Origin of the sequence: Jeotgalicoccus meleagridis (genome assembly GCF_903994045.1) — a bacterium.
Classification (GTDB): domain Bacteria; phylum Bacillota; class Bacilli; order Staphylococcales; family Salinicoccaceae; genus Jeotgalicoccus; species Jeotgalicoccus meleagridis.
Window position 1 is genome coordinate 429868 of the sequence record NZ_CAJEWD010000008.1, and the last position, 20565, is coordinate 450432.

Here is a 20565-nt window from a genome sequence, read left to right on the forward strand (position 1 = left end):
TTTATATAGTTCCTATTATATATGAAGCAAGGTATTTATTAAATGCTAAAGATTTAATTATTGGTTGACCATGTCGTAATACTTACCTTTTTTCATCAATAGTTCACTTTCTGTACCCGATTCAAGCATTTGTCCTTGATCTAAGACAAATATTCTGTCGACTGATTTTATGGTGTTTAGTCGGTGGGCAATAATAATGCTCGTACGCCCCTTCATGAGACGTTCTAAGGATTCTTGAATTTTTAATTCCGTAATCGTATCAATGCTTGAAGTCGCTTCATCGAGTAAGAGTATAGCAGGATCTGTGATCAGGGCTCTTGCGATAGAGATCAATTGTTTTTGCCCCTGAGAAATCAAGCCATCACTTAAATCTAAGACTGTATCATAACCGTGAGCCATATCAATAATAAAGTCATGAGCATTAGCGGTTTTGGCCGCTTCAATGACTTCTTCATCTGTTGCATCTAAACGGCCATAGCGAATATTTTCCATAATGCTTGCTTCAAAGAGATAAGGGTCTTGTAGGACAAAAGCCGTTTGTGAACGGATGGTATGACGCTTATAATCTTTAATATCCTCACCATCGATGCGAATTTGACCCTGGTCTGTTTCATAAAATCTTGCAAGGAGTTGCATGATGGTCGTTTTACCTGCACCAGTTGCTCCAATGAGGGCCACGGACTCTCCTTCATTGATGGTAAATGATAGGTCTTGTATAGTCGGTGTTTTTTGTGACTTCATGTAAGAAAAACTCACATGATCAAAGTCGATGTGACCTTTTATCGATTTATTAGTAATAGTACCTTGGTCTGTTTCTGTCGGTGAATCGATAATTTGGAAGACCCTTTCAGCTCCAGCAATGGCAGATAACACTTGGTTTAGTTGGTTGGATAAATCCGCTAAAGGCCGAGTAAATTGTCTGGCGTACTCAGCAAATACCACAATGGTTCCGACAGTCACTAAACCATTTGAAGTTAAGGCAAGTATCCCTCCAGCTCCTGCAACAATCGTAAATGATATGTTATTTAACATGTTCATTAATTTTGGTATTAAACCGGAATACAAGTTAGCCCAAAATGTAACTTCTCTTAAGTTTCTTGCTCTTTCTTCAAAGTTGTTAATGGCACGTTCTTCCTGAGAAAAGACTTTAACAATTTCTTGACCAGACACTATTTCCTCTATATAACCGTTTAATTCCCCTGTTCTCTTTTGTCTCTTTTTATAAAGTGGACCCGTCCGGTTAGTAATGTAACGAACCCCGACAATTAAGAGTGGAATGATTAAAGCTGTTAAAAACGTGAGTAAGGGACTGAGATACAACATCACTGAAAATGTTCCTAATAAGGTCACAATACTCGTCGTAAATTGAATAAAGGATGAGTTCATGGTTTGCGACAAAGTTTCTATATCGTTGGTCATCCGGCTCATCAACTCACCGTGTTGGCGTTTATCGTAAAAAGTAACCGGTAGCTCTTGCATATGTTCAAACAAATGATGTCTTAAATTATAGATGGTTCTTTGCGATAAACCGACCATGAGATAGGCTTGGGTAAAGGTCGTAATGGATAGGAGCACGTAAGATATGAGTAGGATAATTAACACTCTAAAGAGACCGTCAAACTCTTTAGGAATAAAGTAATTATCCACTATTCTCCCTACCAAGAAGGGTCCAACTATACTCAAAAGACTCGTTACCACAACGAGAGAGATAATAAAGTAAAGTTTCTTTCTTTCTCCCCTCATGAACTGCCAAATTCTAATGAGGGTTTGACCCATATTATCCGCTTTAGAGCGCTGTCTTTTAGAACCAATTTCTTCTTTTTTCAACTGTGGTAGGTGACCAAAAGGACGTCTTATAAAGTTAATCATCTAAATGTCCCCCTGTCATTTGAGATGCGTAAATTTCATTGTAAAGACTCGATGTCTCAAGTAATTCTTCATGTGTGCCGATAGCACTCACTTCACCGTCATCCATGAGGAGTACTCGATCAGCTGTCATAGCAGTAGAAATCTTTTGGGTAATAATTATGCGAGTGACCTTCTCACTACTTAGCGCATCCCAAAGATTGTTCTCTGTCTTCACGTCGAGTGCGGAGGTCGAATCATCTAAGATTAAGATTGCAGGCTTTCTCACCAAAGCGCGTGCAATCGATAGGCGCTGTTTTTGTCCACCGGATAGTGTCACACCCATTTGACCAACCGGTGTCTGATAGTTTTCATCAAAGCTCATAATATTATCGTGAATCTGTGCTTTTTCTGAAGATAACATCACTTCATCTTCTTCAGCCTTTAGATTTCCCCACAGCAGGTTGTCGTAAATACTACCTGTAAATAGAACAGCAGATTGTGGCACGTAACCAATGGTTTGTCTTAAATCTTGGGTCGGCCACTCTCTGACCTCTCGCCCATTGACTAAGACTTGTCCGTCAGTTGGATCATACATATTAGGAATCAAACTAATGAGTGTTGATTTCCCAGAACCAGTCCCACCCATAATGACAAAATTTTCATTGTCATGGATATCAAATGAGATATTTTTTAGCACATATTTTGAAGAATTTGGATATTTAAAAGACACATTTTTAAAGGACACATAACCTTCAGATTCACTTTCAGCGTATTGTGGTGAATCCTGTTTTGCAATCGGAGACTCTAAAACATCTTTAATACGATCACTCGATGCTTTGGCTCTAGAAGTTGCAATAATTAAAAAGGCAAACATAGAGAAGCCACCTTGCATTCTAAGCGCATAGTTAATGACCGCTACGATTTCCCCTACTGCCACTGAATTGTTTGATAAAAGATCTGATGCGACCCATAAAACTAAGAGTAAACTCCCGTTCATGATAATGAGTAAGACAGGTAGAATTGACTCCATTAGTCTTAGAGCAAATGTTGTATCATCCCTTAACTTACCAGCGATTTTAGCAAACTTATTCGTTTCAAATTGACCACGGTCGTTGGCTTTTATCAATCTAACTGCTTCTAGATTTTGCTGGATATAGCGGTTAATTCTGTCTAACCAATGCTGCACTCTTAAAAATATGGCTGCCCCTTTTCTTGCAGTAAAAAATAAGAAGACGACGAGAATTGGCGTCAGTAATGATAAGTAAAATCCCAGTGTCGGATTCACCATGAATGACATGAATAGCGAACCGATGACTAAGAGCGGTGCGCGTAAGAGAATTCTTAAACTCATAAAGAGTAACATCTCTGTTTGCAGAACATCTTGTGTCAACCGGGTGATTAAGGATGATGTCGAATACTTAGAAAATGTCGACAAAGTAAAATGTTGAATCCGTGTAAATATTGCCATCCTTAAATCATAACCAAACATATTTGTTAAATGGCTGGTGAAATATGTATTAAAAATACCAGCTAAGAAGGCAATAATCGACACCCCGGTCATGATTAAGAGATAGAGAATGACATGGTTAATATCATTTGATAAAATCCCGTTATCAATGACTTCCTGAATAAATAATGGCTGAATTAATTCAATAATCAACTCGATGAACATAAAAAATAAAGCAACAACAATTAGCCACTTATATTTGGCTGCGTACGAATAAACGACTTTCATATGTCTTTTCACCCCTTGTAACTCTAAAACGACTATTACGAAATCCGAACTAATTATATTATGCCACAATTTATAATGTTAAGGTGACATCTTTGTCTGAAAAATTAAAAAATGGTCAGAAGGGCTGACTTCTGACCATTTTTTTACTCTTCTATTTTAAAGTTTTTGATCTTTTTAGCATCCGTATCGATGATGACCCCACTGATTACACCCTTACCTTCATCCGGTACCACATGTCTTTCAGGTAGATTGGTAACGAAGCGGCGGATTACTTCATCTTTTCTTATACCAAGAATGCCATCTTTAAAACCCGTCATTCCTACATCTGTAATATAAACCGTCCCATTTTCTAGGCGACTCGCATCATTCGTTTGAACATGAGTGTGAGTCCCGACAACCGCATTGACTCGCCCATCGAGATAATAACCCATGGCGATTGACTCAGAAGTCGTCTCACTATGAAAATCTACAAAAGCCGTATCATACTCATTTTTTTCGAGAATTTGATCGATGACCTTAAAAGGATTTTCAATCGGTTCAAGAAAACTTCTAGCCTGTAAGTTAACGATTAATAACTTATTACCATTAACATTAACGATGCGGTAACCGTCACCAGGTGTTCCTTCTGGAAAGTTTGCTGGACGTATCATTTTCACATCTTGATCCAGTAAATCATAGACCTCTCTTTTAGCAAAAGCATGATTACCTAATGTGATAAAATCCGCACCCGCATTAAGGATTTCCTTATATGTTCTTTCCGTAATTCCCTTACCATGTGCAGCATTTTCACCATTGACGATAGTAAAATGCGCCGCATGTTCCTTTTTCAAAGTTGGCAAATAATTATTCAGCATGCGGCGGCCAATTTTTCCAACCACATCTCCAATAAATAAAATTCTCATGTCATATCACCCTATCTACTGTTTGTATTATACATGAATTCCCTTGATTTTTGTTGGCAGATTGTTGTGAGAGGGTTGTGAGCGGATTTCTGGTGGGTTTGCGGATTTGTGTGCCATCGTGGAATTGACGATGTCACACATACGGATTTGCGTGCCATCGTGGAAACGACGACGTCACACAAACGGATTTGCGCGCCATCGTGGAATTGACGACGTCATGCAAACAGATTTGCGCGCCATCGTGGAAATGACGACGTCACACAAACGGATTTGCGTGCCATCGTGGAATTGACGACGGCGTGCAAATAAACTGGATCATATTAAACTGGACACTGGCAGACAGGATTTTGATTTTAATGGACATTCACTCATTCCTTCGTTTTATTTATGGACAAAGGGGAATTTTTCTATCAAAAATCTGGACACCTACTGATAAAGTAAATCAAATCCTAGACAAAACACAGTTTAAATTTACTATCAGGACAATGAGAGCTCAACGATGTCCAGATAAAAGCTTATCAGGACAATGAGAATCAAACGAAGTCCAAGTAAACGCTTATCAGGACAATGAGAACTAAACGAAGTCCAGGTAAACGCCTATCAGGACAATGAGCATCAAACGAAGTCCAGATAAACGCTTATCAGGACAATGAGCATCGAACGAAGTCCAGATAAACGCTTATCAGGACAATGAGCATCGAACGAAGTCCAGATAACAACTTAAAACTAGCTAAACTAGACCATAAGCATCGAACATCAGTCGCAACCACCACTAAAAAAGAAAAACCAACTCAATTATTTTAGAGTTGGTTTTAAAATATTACTTGGCGTATTCTATAGCCCTCATCTCACGGACAACTGTCACTTTTATGTGTCCTGGATATTGTAATTCATCTTCAATTTGTTTCTTGATGTCTCTTGCTAATCGATGTGCTTTTAGGTCATCGATGTTTTCAGGGCTAACCATGACGCGGATCTCACGTCCTGCCTGAATCGCAAAGGTCTTCTCTACTCCCTCATAGCTTTCTGCTATGTGTTCGAGTTTCTCTAGTCGTTTCACATAGTTTTCTAATGTTTCACGACGTGCACCTGGTCTTGCTGCAGAGAGTGCGTCGGCTGCTGCGACTAAGATAGAAATGATACTAGTTGGTTCTGAATCGCCGTGATGTGAAGCGATAGTATTAATAACCGTATCTTGTTCTTTATAGCGTCGAGCGAGTTCGACACCAATCTCGACATGGGAACCTTCGAGCTCATGGTCAATTGATTTACCGATATCGTGTAACAGTCCTGCACGTCTTGCTAGTGAGACATTCTCACCAAGCTCTGCAGCTAGTATACCCGCAAGGTAACCAACTTCAATAGAGTGTTTCAGAACGTTTTGTCCATAGCTCAAGCGATATTTCATCTTACCTAAGAGTTTTGTAAGTTCTGGATGTAGGTTATGAATATCGAGTTCAAAGGCTGCAGCTTCCCCTGCATCACGGATTTCAGTTTCCATGTTGCGGCGCGCTTTATCGACCATTTCTTCAATGCGTCCTGGATGGATGCGTCCGTCTGCTACGAGCGCTTCTAAAGCACTTTTAGCAATTTGACGGCGAATTGGGTCAAAGCCCGAAAGAATAACTGCTTCTGGAGTGTCATCGATGATGAGGTCCACACCAGTCAAGGTCTCGATTGTTCTAATATTACGTCCTTCACGACCGATTATACGGCCCTTCATTTCGTCATTAGGTAGGTTTACTACTGATACAGTTGATTCGCTTGTATATTCTGCAGCGTAACGCTGGGCAGTGAGTGCCAAGAGTTCACGCGCTTCTTTGTCTACGTCGCGTTTCATTGCATCTTTTTTGTCTTTTACCATTAAAGCCATATCATGTGACAGTTCTTGTTCTACTTGTGAGAACAGTTCCTCACGCGCTTCGTCGCGAGTGAGTCCGGAGATGCGGGACAATTCTGTTTCTTGTTGACTAATTTTTTCATTAATCTCGTCATCCTTGGCATCTACCATTTGCTGTTTTTCTTCAATTTTAGCTTCTTTTTGATCCAACATTTCATCTTTCTTATCTAGGTTTTCACCTTTACGATCTAGAGAAGTTTCACGTTGGATTAATCTGTTTTCATATGCTTTCAAATCATCACGTTGTGAATTAATTTCATTATCGAAAGCTTCTTTCAGATTTTGGTTTTCTTCTTTTGCTTGAAGCAGCTTTTCTTTCTTTAAGTTCTCAGCCTCTTTTTCAGCCTCACTAATAATATGTTCAGCTGAAGTTCTGGCTTGCTGCTGCTTTTTCGTCAATAGATTATTGACTATAAAATATCCGATAACAACACCGAGAATCATACCAATCAGGATGAAGAGAATGTCTAGTAAGTCCACAAGAACACCCCCAATCCTAGGTAGAAAGTGTGTTAAATATATATGAATAGTATTAAATTATCATATAATACAATTCTAAATATAATAGTAGATAAAAGCAAGCACGAGAATTATCATATTCCCGTGCTTGATCTATAAAAATATATTATTCTTCATCTTCACTACTAAATAAAGTGTTTTCGTCTGCTGCAGAATCTTCTTCATCTACTTCGATATCTTCACCAAAACCGAGTTTAGAGCGTAGTTTTTTCTCTATTTCAGCATATAATTCTGGATTTTCTTTTAGTGTGTTTTTAGCATTCTCTTTACCTTGGCCAAGTCTTTCACCATTGTAAGAATACCAAGCACCACTTTTTTCAACGATATCTTCTTCAACACCTAAATCGATCACTTCACCGACGCGAGAAATACCTTCACCGTACATGATGTCGACTTCTGCGACTTTAAATGGTGGTGCGACTTTGTTTTTTACAACTTTGATCTTGGTACGGTTACCGACGATATCTTGGCCTACTTTAAGGCTTTCTGCACGGCGGACTTCTAGACGTACTGAGCTGTAAAATTTAAGCGCACGTCCCCCAGTCGTTGTTTCTGGGTTACCGAACATGACCCCGATTTTTTCACGGACTTGGTTAATGAATAAAGCTGTTGTATTGGACTTAGAAATTGCACCTGATAGTTTACGTAAAGCTTGTGACATGAGACGTGCTTGTAGTCCCATATGTGAGTCGCCCATTTCTCCTTCAATTTCAGCTCTTGGTGTTAGAGCTGCAACTGAGTCAATAACAACCATATCGATAGCACCAGAACGAATGAACGCCTCAGTGATTTCCAAGGCTTGTTCACCTGTGTCAGGTTGAGAAATATAGAGGTTATCGATATCCACCCCTAATTTTTTAGCATACTCTGGGTCTAGCGCGTGTTCTGCGTCGATAAAGGCACAGATGCCACCGTTTTTTTGCACTTCTGCAATGGCGTGTAAGGATACTGTTGTTTTACCTGAAGACTCTGGTCCGTAAATTTCAATAATACGACCTTTAGGATATCCCCCAACACCTAGTGCACGGTCTAAAGTAACAGATCCTGATGACGTCGTCTGTACTTTACGTCCAGCATCATCACCGAGTTTCATTACTGCACCTTTACCAAATGATTTTTCCATATTTTTAATTACTGTATCTATCGCTTTATGTCTTTCGTCCATAATGTACCTCCAGTCGTGATTTCATAATTTATTATATCAGACATAAAAATAAAAAGCGAACATATATTCGCTTTACAAAACAATTATTGAATTTTTGTCTGACACTTTTTTGATTTTCATCGTCAATGACCCACACTTTTAAAATATATGATAAAAATTCATACACTTTTTACTTGTGGTCTGCTTTAAAGACATCTCGGCCTTTATAAAAGTACTCAAGACCTGACAAAATAGTAAAGAAGACAGCAATGTACATGAAAATCATGCCTAATGAAAATGGTAAGTAGTTGGTGAAGAGATCACCGAATAAAAGAAAGACCAAGGCAAACATTTGGAAAACTGTTTTAATCTTACCAAGTTGACCTGCTGCTGATACATAACCTTGTTCAATTTGTAAAAGTCTAAGTCCCGTCACAGCAAACTCACGTGCGATAATAACGACTGCAATCCAAGATGAGATAACATGCCATTCGACTAAGACAATTAAACCTGTCGTTACAAGCAGTTTATCTGCAAGTGGATCTAAGAATTTACCCATATTGGTGATCATATTCCACTTACGGGCTAAGTAACCGTCAAGAAAGTCTGTTAAAGCAGCAACGACAAAGATGATGGCAGCAATGATTTGTTCAAGGCGAATGACATCGCCACCGAGCACTGAGCTGTTACCAAAACCAAAATCTACGAGTGCAAAAATAAGGAAGACAGGAATTAAAACGACCCTAAAAACCGTCAGCCAATTAGGTATATTCATTTACTCACTCCCTCCCTCGTTATATTAAATTGATAGTAAACCGTCACCGTATTCCCTCGCTGGGAATTATCGATTGTTTCACCATTTACAGTGATGTCAAAGGTCGTCGAGTTACCGAGAGCTAGATTCAGAACAGTCGCTTCTTCTTCAATGTCAACAGTATCTCCCGTTGACTCTCCGTATATATAAGAGTTGTCTAAGTCATCTGATAAACTAATCCATGACGATTCATCACCTTCAACAGATAGTTCAACTGCCTCACTCGTCGTAACATTGTAAATCAAGGTATTTCCTTCACGATTAACAAAGTTGACGGTAGTTGACGGTGTTTCTGCTTCGTCTTCTTTTTTCTCTTCTTCTTTTGCTACTTCCTCTTTGGCTTCTTCCTTCGGTTCTTCTTTAGGTTCTATCTCTTGAGCGACTTCGCTATCCACATCATAAATTTTTTTAGATTCAAAAATGTCACCCTCTGAACCAATTTGCAAGAGAATAATCCAGATAACGAAGAACACCACAATCAAGGTGACAAAACCGAGTAAGACTTTTTTTAAATACTGAAAGTCTTGGTCTTCTTTTTGATTACGCTTTTGCCCGATTTCCTTGACGTCAGGTAAATCATCTTTAAAGCGTTCGAGCAGTTTATCACTATCAATTTTTAAGTATTTACAATATTGCTTAATCAAGAATCTAGCATGTTTTGGCTCGGGTAAGGCGGATAAATCCCCAGACTCAATGGTGAGGATGACTGATTTTTTCAAACCCGATCCCCGTTCCATTTCACGTAAGGTGATACCCGATTTTTCTCTTTTATTTTTTAAGTATGTTCCTATATTCATAGTGTTTTACTCCAATTAGAAAAAGTCCATGTTGTCACTTTCAAACCAGTGACGTTTCTTATGTTTTTCATAAGTAATTTCTTGACCTTCATACTCCCGTATTTCAATGATGTAATCAAAATCATCTTGGGTCAATTTGAAATAAGGATCATCCATCAGTAAATCAGGATGTTCCACAACTGTGGTGCTATCGTAGTTGATAATTTCTTGGACTAGGCGTTTGTGATCCATGTTGCTAGATTTAGATGTCACTGCACCGTCGATGATGTAAACATTCCCTTTATCGTACTCTTGTTTATGAAGAGAAGTTCTTTCAGTTTGTTTTAACATTGTTGAAGATAAGAACAGCCATTTATCGCCTGCAGATACACTACCGGCAACAACACTCTCTGTTTTACCGACCCTTGGCATGCCTCTGACACCGATGAGAAAAGTGTCATCGATATCAAAAAGAATTGCTAGAAAGTCTACAATAATAGAAATTTCATCACGCGTGAAACTGAAAATATTTTTATTTTCTTCGGCTCTTTTGATAAAACGCCCATGACGTAAAGTCAGTCGGTCAGTAATGGTTGGTTTTCTAATCTTAACCAACTCGATTTCATGGATATGTTCCACAATCCATCTAAAACGGTCAAGTTTCCATAAGTCATCCGTTCTAAGTAAGAGCGCTCTTTGACTAACTTCCACCCCATTGATGGTTTTTATAGACAAGCCAATATTTCCCATCAAGCTAAGTATGTCACCGAGTAGACCAGGGCGATCATCTAAGTTTTTATATTCTAAGTAGACTTCCACTGTACGTTCAGGATAAAATTCAGGTTCTGCTGGATTCATGTATACCATCCCCCGTTAATTTTTAATACTTCTCCTGTAATACTTCTCGCCTCTTTAGACGATAGATATTTAACTGCAGCTGCAACTTCACTCGTTTCAATCAAACGACCTTGTGGTAAATCTTCCAAGAGATAGGCGATATCATCATTAGATAACTTTAAGGTCATTTTACCACGGACGACACCAGGAGCTACAGCATTTACCGTTACATTAGAACGAGCGAATTCCTTAGCTAAAGATTTAACGAGAGTTTCCTGGGCTCCTTTAAAAGTACTATAAATACTTTCCATGGAAGCACCGACTGTACCCCAAACACTAGTAATTACTATAATACTCGCCCGAGGACTTAATCTCAATTTTGGATAAAGTACTTGAATAAAATGAACCAGAGAGCGAATACTGATATTGTACTGCTGATCTACCTTTTCTAAAGATGTGTCTTGAATGAGTTCAAATAGTGCATCCCCTGGAGCATAGATGAAAGTATCAATGACATCAAAATCCTTAACCGCTTCATAAATGATGCTTGTCTCAAACGGTTTTGAGAGGTCTAAAAGATGATGTTGACTATTGTAGTGCGCCTTGTTCTGCCTTGAAAAACTGACGACATTATCATCTTTAAAGCTTTTATGGATGGCTTGACCAATGTCTCCAGATGCACCGACTAAGACAATATTAGTCATGACCTTTAACAACTACTTTTGAGAAGTTTTTTACATCGATTGAACTATTAAAGAAGTTAATGACTTCCTCGAGTGTAATGCTCTCAATAAGTTCTGGTAGTCCGTATAGATCAACACCATCAAACAGATATTTAGTAAATTGGTTAGCCACATATTCAGGAGAATTTAAGCTGGTTAAATAATCGCCTAACAATTCTCTTTTTTGGCTTCTAAGACGGGTCTCTGAAAAGAAGTCTTCTTCTTTAACCTCTTCAATGATGCGGACAATTTCCTCTGTAAACGTATCGACTTCTGCAGTTTCAACTGCCATTAATGTATGGCGCACGAGATCATCTTCTTGGTAGGAGAAGTTAAAGGAATCATCCACTATACCGCGTTCCAGTAAGTCTTCATAATACGGAGATTGTTCACCGAACACCATATCTAGGGCAAACAACATCGCCGCATCACGTCGTGCTTTTAATTGATCGTCTGCATCGTCTGGTAGCACTTTAAAGCCAAGCATGACTTTAGGTGTCGTCACTTGTAAATTTAATTCTTTAGATTGTTCTTTTACACCGTATGGCTCCTCTGGTAAAAAGCGTTCAATGTCTGACTGATCTACAGCTGGACGTTTATTTTGATGTGTCTCTATAAATTCAAAAGTATCATTTACATCAAAATCTCCTGCCAAAATCATCACCATGTTATCTGGTGCATAAAATGTCTCATGACAAAGGTAGAGATGCTCTGCTGTAATTTCAGAAATTGATTCTAAAGTTCCTGCAATATCAATCGCTACGGGAGAATTTTCGTACATGGCATTCAGAGTTTCATGGTAAAGTCTGTAGCCAGGATTGTCTTGATACATCTTTATTTCTTCATTGATGATGCCAATTTCTTTATCCACTTTTTCTGACGTAAAGTAAGGAATTTCTACCATGTTCATCAAGAGAGTTAAGTTTTTTTTGAAATTCTCTGTCGTTGAAAATAAATAAGAGGTACGGTCAACTGACGTAAAGGCATTGGCACTCGCCCCGTGTTCAGAAAACTTATTGAAAACATCTCCAGATTCCTTATCGAACATCTTGTGCTCTAAAAAGTGAGCAATACCGTCTGGTACGTTATACACTTTACCTTTTGTTTTAAAATGGTTATCTGTTGAACCGTATTTAGTCGTATAAGTTACAAATTTTTTGTTGTAGCCTTTTTTATCGATAATGTATACTTCCAAGCCATTGTCCATTACTTTTTTATGGACGGTTTCATCGACTTGGTCGTAGTATTTACTTTCATAGTTAGACATTTTCATTCCCGCCTTTCAGCGTAAATACAGTATCTAGTTTGATTTTCTTAGCAAGGTTAATCACGTCATCTTTAGTAATGGACTGTAGGACTTCTGTCCATTCTTTAGTCTCTTTTGTCGTAGATAATTCTTTTAATAAGCGGTTATAACTGAGTGAAATTAAGCCGCGAGGTTTATCCATAGACTCCATTCTTGATGACAGCATATTGCGTTTTATTTCTTCTAAGAAACTTTCTTCAAAGTCACCATCAACGACACGTTTTAATTCTCTTAAAACGGCATCTTTAAACACTTCAACATTATTATTGTCCACACCTGCTAAGACAAACATATAACCGTTTTTAACATCGACTTGTGAGTGAATTGAATAAGCTAAGCTCATTTTCTCACGAATGTTTGTAAATAAGAAAGAAGATGAAGACCCACCAAATATCTGATTAAAGACATTTAAGGTCATCGGATCTTTACTTTCACTATATAGTACTCTAAAGCCTAAATTGGCCTTAGCCTGTTCAATTTGTAGATGTGTCGTCTTATATTTTACTTCCTTAGGTTCGATAATCGGATAACCTTTATAAGGATAAGTAGCTTGTTCACTTCTCTCATGAAGTTCACTTAGAGCATCAAATACTTTATCGTCCACTTTACCAGCAACTAAGATAGACATATCATCTTGATCCATCATTTGTTGATGTGCGCATTTAACATCTTCAAGTGTTAACTTTTCTAAAGTGTCTATATCACCAAAGGATAAGTGTCTATAAGCTTCATCTTCAAACATAGTACTTAATAGTTCTTCAAAAGCACGCTGGGCATAATTATCTTTCATGCTTTTCAAGCGATTAATTAACAGTCTCTTTTCTCTGTCAAAATTTAACTGGTCTTCTTCATCGTATAAAAATGGTGTGTGTAGGACGTCTTTTAACAGCTTAGTAATATCACCTAACATATCTATATCTTCTAAGATAAATTTATCGTTGACGAATTCAATGGATACTTTTAAGAGGTGATCGCTCCCTTTTTTAACAACATTCGATGTCAAATGTGCACCGTAGTGCTCAGCTAAATACTCTAACAATTTAGCGTTGGTTGGATAAGTTGAAGTTCTTTTTACCATCATGCGGCTTAAAAGACTACGAGTCGTTGCTCCTTTAGCCGTCAGTGGTGTTCTGAAATAGACAGACACCACAACGGTTTTAAACTTCTCAGTATAAATTTTAACGATCGGTATATTGTTAATGATTCTTTTTTCTACATTATGCATAACAAATCTCCTTACTAGTCTTCATGGTTTTCAATCAGTACGCTCCTAGGTTTAGAACCTGAGGCTGGCCCAATCACTCCATTAGCTTCTAAGTCATCCACTAAGCGAGCTGCACGATTGTAACCCACTCTAAACTGGCGTTGCAGTAAACTTGCAGAGGCACGTTGTTCTTCAATGACAAACCACTTGGCATCTGGATAAAGTTCGTCCTCTGACTCAACTGCTGCTTTTTCTTCTTGTTTTTGATTCATGATGACTGATTTTTCATAGTTAGCCTTCATTTGTTCTGTTATATATTTAACAATATCAGTTACTTCGTCATCGTCCAGAAAAGCGCCTTGGACACGAATCGGTTTAGAACGACCGGATGGTAAGAAGAGCATATCTCCTCGACCAAGCAGTTTTTCTGCACCCATAGAATCAATAATTGTTCTTGAATCTGTTTGGGAACTTACAGCAAAAGCAATACGGGATGGAATATTTGCTTTGATAATACCTGTAATGACATCAACAGATGGTCTTTGCGTCGCTATAATTAAGTGAATACCCGCTGCACGCGCCATCTGAGCAATACGTGTAATAGATGCTTCAACATCTTTAGAAGCGACCATCATTAAGTCTGCTAACTCATCGACTATGACAACAATATACGGTAATTTTTGTACCTTCTTAGGATTTTCAGCATTTCTTTCTAAGTACTGGTTATACGCTTCGATATTTCTAGTACTAGAATGACTGAAGAGATCATAACGTCTTTCCATTTCGCTGACGATACGATTTAGAGCATCACTTGCTTTTTGCGGATTAGTGACCACTGGCGCAAGTAAGTGTGGGATACCATTATAAACATTTAATTCCACCATCTTCGGGTCAATCATCATAAGTTTAACTTCATGCGGCTTAGCGTTTAAAAGAATACTTACAATAATGCCGTTAATACAAACAGATTTACCAGATCCTGTTGACCCTGCCACAAGTAAGTGGGGCATTTTATTTAGTTCTGCCATGATCGGCGCACCAGAAATATCTTTACCTAAGGCCACTTCCAATGGGTTCTTGGTTGATTTTCTCTTAATGACTTCTCTTAAGGTTACCATTGAAATGACTGAGTTCGGCACTTCTATACCAACTGCTGATTTACCAGGAATTGGTGCTTCAATCCTAATATCTTTTGCAGCAAGACTGAGGGCGATGTCATTTTGAAGATTGATGATCTTAGATACTTTAACCCCGATATCAGGTTGAACTTCAAATTGTGTGACCGCAGGACCAATTCGAATTTTAGATACTTTTGCGTTTACACCAAAGTTTTTCAGTGTCTCTTCTAAAATGCGACCCTGCTTGATGACTTCTTTGTTACTCACCTTTTCAGTATTCTCAACATCGTTTAAAAGTTCAATCGGAGGTAATTTATAAGCTGTTAACTCTTTTAGTTCTTCAGAGTCAAACTCATCAAATTCGTCCTCAGCTTTTCCATCCGTTGTCACATCATGTGGCATATCTGCATTATCGTCTTCATATTCAATTTCTTTTTGTTCATCCACATCAGTTTCAATCTCTAAATCGTGATCTTCATGTGGTACTTCTTCATTACTTGATACAATTTCTTCTGAATCATAGATTTCAGGTTCTTGATATTCTTCTTCAAATAAGGGATCTACTTCTTCTTTTTCTACAGGTGCTTTAACCTGACTTTTTTTCTTATTTTTTCTCTCAAGAACTTCATGCGTCTCAATCAAGCTATCTTCATCTTTGTCAGGCTTAACTTTTTCTTTTTTCTCTTTAACAGGTCGATTTTTAATTTTTTCTACAATTAGATTCACTAAGGATACAAGCCCAGCTCCAATTGCAGTTAGACCTTTTATCACAAAGGTAAAATCATTTCTAAGCGATTCTTCAATACTCTTATGTCGAATAATAATGATACTTAGGTAGACAAAAATCAGACCGATTAACAGTGTGCCGAAGAAGCTAATGCTCGTAGATGATAGATTAAACAAAGTTTGTCCAATGATGCCACCACCTGTAAATTCAAAGCCTTGGCTACGGCTTAGGTCCACTATTTCCTTAAATGTATAATAGTTTTCTGTCTTACTTTGGTTGGATAAGTAAAGTATAGAATGCAGTAAAAAGAGCAAGCCAAATTGAAGTAAGATATAGCCAAACATTCGTTTTGTAAAAGGAAATTTCAAATGGGTTGCCAGATAAAACGCCGCAAGTAATAAGACAAAATAAGTAAAGTAGCGGCTGGTCCCAAAGAGAAAATTAAATCCTGCATCTGTATATTCACCGACGATTCCTAACTGAAAGACCGTGATGATGAGTAAGATGATAAGAATTAAAGAAAAGCTGGCATAATAAGTTTTTTTGTCATTATTCTTCTTTTTGGCGCTACGTTTTCTTTTAGTCGCCATAGTTATCACCTTCAAGACTTAATATTATAAGAACGGAGATATTAGGCTACCCTCATATCTCCGTCGAATTTAACTCTATTATATTTCTGAAATAATTGGAATTATCATCGGACGTCGTTTGGTTTCATCGTATAAGAATTTACCGAGATCGTCTCTGATATTTTGTTTTAAGACGCTCCACTCAATCTTACCGAGAGAAATGTTATCTTCGACAATCTTTCTAACGTGTTCAGTCGCTTCTTTCATTAGTGCTTCTGATTCTTTCACATAGACAAAGCCTCGTGATTGAATTTCAGGTCCTGCAATAATTTGTCTAGATTCTCTATTGATTGTCACTACAGCGATAAAGATCCCGTCTTCACTTAAAAGTCTACGGTCGCGAAGGACAATGTTACCGACATCGCCGACGCCACTGCCGTCGATGAGCACATTACCTGCTTCTACTTTATCTTTTGAATACATTTCAACACCGTCGTAAGTAACGACATCGCCTTTTTCTAAGAGGAAGATATTTTCAGGTTTAACGCCTGTTTCAGTTGCTAGACGTGCATGTGCAATCTGGTTTTTAAATTCCCCTTGAACTGGAATAAAGTATTCTGGTTTAAAGACATTCAACATCATCTTCAATTCTTCTGATAGACCGTGTCCTGAAGCATGAATGCTAACTGCTGGAGATTTAATTGATGCACCAGCTTTAACTAATTCATTTTGAGTTGAATACAAGACAACTTCCATATTGGATGACGGTGTCGTTAAGATGTAGACTTCATCACCTTCTTGGATATTTGTCACTTCATGCTGTCCACGAGACATTTTACCAAGTGCCTCAATCGGTTCACCTTGAGAACCTGTAGCAATGATGACAAGTTCGTTATCTGGATAGTCTTTAATTTCATGACTAGGGACTAATAGGCCATCTGGAATATCAAAATAGCCTAGTTTTCGAGCCACTTTAAATGATGACTCCAGTGTGCGTCCTAAAAAGGAAACCTTGCGGTTTACTTTAGCAGCATTTGTTAATACCTGTTGAATGCGCACAAAGTTAGAAGCATAACAAGAGACGATAATACGTTTCTTTGATTTCTGGAAATTATCTAAAATGTGTTCTTCAATAATGTTTTCTGCTGTATTATAACCCTTTTTCTCCGCTTCTGTAGAGTCAGAAATAAGCGCTAAGGTTTTGTTTTTCTCAGCTAACTTATACATCTTAGCCATATTGTAGCCGTAATTTCCTGTTAAACTCTGGTCGAATTTAAACTCACCTGTATAGACAATTGCACCATATGGTGTGTTTAAGCTCACGCCATAAGAATCTGGAATACTATGAGATGTTTCAAAGAACTCTACATTCGTTTGTCCAAATTTCATGACAGATTCATTGTTAATAGCATAAAATTTAACTTTTTTCTTAACGTTCTTCTCTTTTAGACGTTCTTTAATTAATGCAATTGTTAAACGAGAACCATAGATCGGTACGTTTAAGTCTTGAATAATATATGGAATTGCCCCGATAGAATCTTCATGACCATGAGTAACGAAGATCGCTTTTAGACGATCTTTGTTCTCAAGTACATAAGAGATATCTGGAATTACAACATCGATACCAAGCATTTCATCTTCTGGAAACATCAAGCCCGCATCGAGTATGAACATGTCTTTGTCAACTTCGACAACATACATGTTTTTGGCAATTTCACCAACGCCGCCGAGAGGAACGATTTTCACTTTTTCTTTTGTCTTTTCTTTGTTATTCAAAGTGTTGTCCTCCTATTACATTTCGGCTAGATTTATTTATCTTCCTTTTTGTCTTCTTTTTTCTCTTCATCTTGTAATAATTCTTTACGTGATGCATTCACACGACCTTGGTTGTCAATGTTCGTTACTTTAACGAGCATTTTATCTCCAACCTTAGTGACATCTTCTACCTTGTTCACACGAGCAGTATCCAGTTGAGAGATGTGAACGAGCGCATCTTTACCAGGGAAGAGTTGGACGAAAGCACCGAATTTTTCTATGCGACGGACTTCACCGTTGTAAATTTGACCGACTTCAGCTTCACGGACAATATCTTCAATAATTGCACGGGCTCTACCAATCGCATCCTGGTCACTTGAACCGATAAAGACTGTACCATCTTGCTCAATATCAAGTTTAACACCAGTTTCGTCGATGATTTCATTGATTTTCTTACCACCAGGTCCAATTACGTCACGGATTTTTGCTGGTTTAATATGCATGACTTCAATTTTAGGTGCATAAGCAGATAATTCCGTACGTGGTTCACTAATAGTCGATAGCATATGCTCTAAGATATGTTGACGTCCGACTCTCGCTTGTTCTAAAGCTTCTTTTAGAATATCTTCAGAAAGGCCGTCAATTTTAATATCCATTTGAATCGCAGTTATACCAGCTGGTGTTCCTGCTACTTTAAAGTCCATATCTCCTAAAGCATCTTCCATACCTTGGATATCTGAGAGAATTGTATAGTTCTCATCTTTTTTCACAAGACCCATAGCAATACCAGCAACAGGTGCTTTAAGTGGTACCCCTGCATCCATTAAAGCCATAGTTGAGCCACAGATTGATGCTTGTGAAGATGAACCATTTGATTCTAATACTTCAGAAACCACACGAATCGTGTATGGGAATTCTTCTTCACTTGGAATCACTTGTAGTAAAGCACGTTCTCCTAGTGCCCCGTGTCCAATTTCACGACGGCCAGGTCCACGAATTGGGCCTGTTTCACCCACTGAGAAATTCGGGAAATTATAGTGGTGCATATAGCGCTTGTTTTCTTCAAGACCTAATCCATCTATAATTTGGTGTTCACCGAGTCCACCAAGCGTTGCAATTGAGAGCGCTTGAGTTTGACCTCTAGTAAATAGTGCAGATCCATGCGTACGTGGTAAGAGTCCAGCGACAGATGATAAAGGTCTAATCTCATCTGGTTGACGTCCGTCTGGACGTACTTTTTCATCTGTAATTAAACGACGTACTTCCCCTTTTACGAGCGTGTCAAAAATATCAGACGCATCTTTTACTTTTGTGCCATAATCCTCATCTTCTTCGTCGAGGCTTGCGATGATTTCATTTTTCACTTCAGTAATATTAGCTTCACGAATTTGCTTGTCTTTTTCTTGGATTTTGTCAAAGAGCTCTAAAGCTTCTGCTTGAGCTGTCACTTGTGCCTCAAAAGTTTGATCAATTTCATGGATTTCTACCGGACGTTTTTCAGGTTCGATTTGTGCAATTGCCTCTTCTTGGAATTGTACAAGTTCTTTAATGTTTTCATGTCCAAATAAAATTGCTTTTAACATAGTTTCTTCAGGTACTTCCTTAGCTGCCGCTTCAACCATGTTTACAGCATATTTCGTTCCAGCTACTTGTAGTTCAAGTTCAGAAACTTCCAACTGTTCAGACGTGGGATTAATAATAAATTCATCATCAATTAAACCAACAGTTACCCCAGCAATCGGACCATCAAATGGAATATCTGACACACTGAGTGCCATAGAAGACCCGAGCATCGCTGCCATCTGTGGTGATGCATCTTGGTCGACTGATAGGACCATAGAGACCACTTGCACATCATGGCGATAGCCATCTGGGAAAAGTGGACGAATCGGTCGGTCTATTAAACGACTTGTAAGTGTCGCCTCTTCACTCGGACGTCCTTCACGTTTGTTAAAGCCGCCAGGTATTTTACCAGCAGCATATAATTTTTCTTCATAAGCTACAGTTAGCGGGAAAAATCCAATATCCTTCGGTTCCTTTGAAGCCGTCGCCGTAGAGAGTACTACCGTATCTCCGTAACGTACCAACACAGAGCCATTTGCCTGCTTAGCCATTTCACCATACTCAACTTTTAGTGGTCGGCCACCCCAAGTTGTTTCAAACACTTGTTTATTTTGTTCATTCATAATTTGTTTTCTCTCCTTAGCTTGGCACTTATAATTATCATATCATTTTTCCTTATAAATATATATATAAAAAGGACGCAGAATATTTAGCTTAACTGTCTGTTTCACTTAATTTTTGGGCAGAAAAAGTTGGAGTTGGGCTTATGTTCTGGCTTCTTAATTGAAGGTGCGTGAAATTCCATTGGGGGTGTGGTTAAGGGTGCTGTATGGAAAATAAGTGTGGGAAATTACATTAGGGTGTGAGAATTGATGCTGAAGATTAAGTCCATAATATTGTGTAATATAGAAAAAGAGTCAAATCAGATCTCTATAGTACAATGTAGTTACCAGACAAACATTGAAGGAGAGATATGAAATGACTCAATTAAATTTTAACTTAAGTGTGGGTAAATTAACAATAGAGATTCTATAAGTTTTTACTTTTTGTCTATTCCACATCGTTTTTGACACGTCTAATAGACTTTTCAACTCATTTTGTCTATTCGACATCACTTTTAACATGA

General features: G+C 38.1%; 14 protein-coding genes. All 14 read right to left on the reverse strand.

The features are described from left to right. Window positions 1-57: 57 nt before the first annotated feature. Window positions 58-1869 carry an ABC transporter ATP-binding protein gene (locus JEOSCH030_RS07780; RefSeq protein WP_185126025.1) on the reverse strand — a complete coding sequence of 604 codons (1812 nt, stop codon included), beginning with the start codon at window positions 1867-1869 and terminating at the stop codon, window positions 58-60. Continuing rightward, complete coding sequence (locus JEOSCH030_RS07785; RefSeq protein ID WP_185126026.1) at window positions 1862-3583, reverse strand: ABC transporter ATP-binding protein; 1722 nt, start codon at window positions 3581-3583, stop codon at window positions 1862-1864. Before JEOSCH030_RS07785 ends, JEOSCH030_RS07780 begins: the two co-directional genes overlap by 8 nt. A 143-nt stretch (window positions 3584-3726) precedes the next feature. Continuing rightward, window positions 3727-4485 (reverse strand): TIGR00282 family metallophosphoesterase, encoded by a 759-nt coding sequence (locus JEOSCH030_RS07790; RefSeq protein WP_185126027.1) that lies wholly within the window; start codon window positions 4483-4485, stop codon window positions 3727-3729. An 820-nt stretch (window positions 4486-5305) separates the two neighbouring features. Continuing rightward, window positions 5306-6865 (reverse strand): ribonuclease Y, encoded by a 1560-nt coding sequence (gene rny / locus JEOSCH030_RS07795; protein ID WP_185126028.1) that lies wholly within the window; start codon window positions 6863-6865, stop codon window positions 5306-5308. Window positions 6866-7010: 145 nt separating this feature from the next. Beyond that, window positions 7011-8069, reverse strand: coding sequence for a recombinase RecA (recA, locus tag JEOSCH030_RS07800; protein ID WP_185126029.1), 1059 nt, complete (start codon window positions 8067-8069; stop codon window positions 7011-7013). 169 nt (window positions 8070-8238) lie between these two features. Then, on the reverse strand, window positions 8239-8823 hold the full coding sequence (gene pgsA / locus JEOSCH030_RS07805) for a CDP-diacylglycerol--glycerol-3-phosphate 3-phosphatidyltransferase (RefSeq protein WP_185126030.1): 585 nt from the start codon (window positions 8821-8823) through the stop codon (window positions 8239-8241). Beyond that, a complete protein-coding gene (locus JEOSCH030_RS07810; RefSeq protein WP_185126031.1) occupies window positions 8820-9659 on the reverse strand; it encodes a helix-turn-helix domain-containing protein in 840 nt (279 codons plus the stop codon). The genes pgsA and JEOSCH030_RS07810 overlap by 4 nt, the downstream gene beginning before the upstream one ends. A 15-nt stretch (window positions 9660-9674) precedes the next feature. Continuing rightward, a complete protein-coding gene (locus JEOSCH030_RS07815; protein WP_185126032.1) occupies window positions 9675-10496 on the reverse strand; it encodes a DUF3388 domain-containing protein in 822 nt (273 codons plus the stop codon). Further along, window positions 10493-11179 carry an SDR family NAD(P)-dependent oxidoreductase gene (locus tag JEOSCH030_RS07820; RefSeq protein ID WP_185126033.1) on the reverse strand — a complete coding sequence of 229 codons (687 nt, stop codon included), beginning with the start codon at window positions 11177-11179 and terminating at the stop codon, window positions 10493-10495. Before JEOSCH030_RS07820 ends, JEOSCH030_RS07815 begins: the two co-directional genes overlap by 4 nt. Further along, entirely contained in the window at window positions 11172-12464 is a 1293-nt protein-coding gene (yfmH, locus tag JEOSCH030_RS07825) for an EF-P 5-aminopentanol modification-associated protein YfmH (RefSeq protein ID WP_185126034.1), read from the reverse strand. Before yfmH ends, JEOSCH030_RS07820 begins: the two co-directional genes overlap by 8 nt. Next, window positions 12457-13728 (reverse strand): EF-P 5-aminopentanol modification-associated protein YfmF, encoded by a 1272-nt coding sequence (gene yfmF, locus JEOSCH030_RS07830; RefSeq protein WP_185126035.1) that lies wholly within the window; start codon window positions 13726-13728, stop codon window positions 12457-12459. Before yfmF ends, yfmH begins: the two co-directional genes overlap by 8 nt. Window positions 13729-13742: 14 nt before the next feature. Next, on the reverse strand, window positions 13743-16142 hold the full coding sequence (locus JEOSCH030_RS07835) for an FtsK/SpoIIIE family DNA translocase (protein ID WP_185126036.1): 2400 nt from the start codon (window positions 16140-16142) through the stop codon (window positions 13743-13745). Between the two features lie 78 nt (window positions 16143-16220). Next, a complete protein-coding gene (locus JEOSCH030_RS07840) occupies window positions 16221-17897 on the reverse strand; it encodes a ribonuclease J (protein ID WP_185126037.1) in 1677 nt (558 codons plus the stop codon). Window positions 17898-17929: 32 nt separating this feature from the next. Next, a complete protein-coding gene (pnp, locus tag JEOSCH030_RS07845; protein WP_185126038.1) occupies window positions 17930-20062 on the reverse strand; it encodes a polyribonucleotide nucleotidyltransferase in 2133 nt (710 codons plus the stop codon). Between the last annotated feature and the right edge of the window lie 503 nt (window positions 20063-20565).

Excerpts from the sequence above, each read along its gene's own strand:
- JEOSCH030_RS07780 (WP_185126025.1), bottom strand. The coding sequence starts at position 1,869 with ATGATTAACTTTATAAGACGTCCTTTTGGTCACCTACCACAGTTGAAA.
- JEOSCH030_RS07785 (WP_185126026.1), bottom strand. The coding sequence starts at position 3,583 with ATGAAAGTCGTTTATTCGTACGCAGCCAAATATAAGTGGCTAATTGTT.
- JEOSCH030_RS07790 (WP_185126027.1), bottom strand. The coding sequence starts at position 4,485 with ATGAGAATTTTATTTATTGGAGATGTGGTTGGAAAAATTGGCCGCCGC.
- recA (WP_185126029.1), bottom strand. The coding sequence starts at position 8,069 with ATGGACGAAAGACATAAAGCGATAGATACAGTAATTAAAAATATGGAA.
- pgsA (WP_185126030.1), bottom strand. The coding sequence starts at position 8,823 with ATGAATATACCTAATTGGCTGACGGTTTTTAGGGTCGTTTTAATTCCT.
- JEOSCH030_RS07810 (WP_185126031.1), bottom strand. The coding sequence starts at position 9,659 with ATGAATATAGGAACATACTTAAAAAATAAAAGAGAAAAATCGGGTATC.
- JEOSCH030_RS07815 (WP_185126032.1), bottom strand. The coding sequence starts at position 10,496 with ATGAATCCAGCAGAACCTGAATTTTATCCTGAACGTACAGTGGAAGTC.
- JEOSCH030_RS07820 (WP_185126033.1), bottom strand. The coding sequence starts at position 11,179 with ATGACTAATATTGTCTTAGTCGGTGCATCTGGAGACATTGGTCAAGCC.
- yfmH (WP_185126034.1), bottom strand. The coding sequence starts at position 12,464 with ATGTCTAACTATGAAAGTAAATACTACGACCAAGTCGATGAAACCGTC.
- yfmF (WP_185126035.1), bottom strand. The coding sequence starts at position 13,728 with ATGCATAATGTAGAAAAAAGAATCATTAACAATATACCGATCGTTAAA.
- JEOSCH030_RS07835 (WP_185126036.1), bottom strand. The coding sequence starts at position 16,142 with ATGGCGACTAAAAGAAAACGTAGCGCCAAAAAGAAGAATAATGACAAA.
- pnp (WP_185126038.1), bottom strand. The coding sequence starts at position 20,062 with ATGAATGAACAAAATAAACAAGTGTTTGAAACAACTTGGGGTGGCCGA.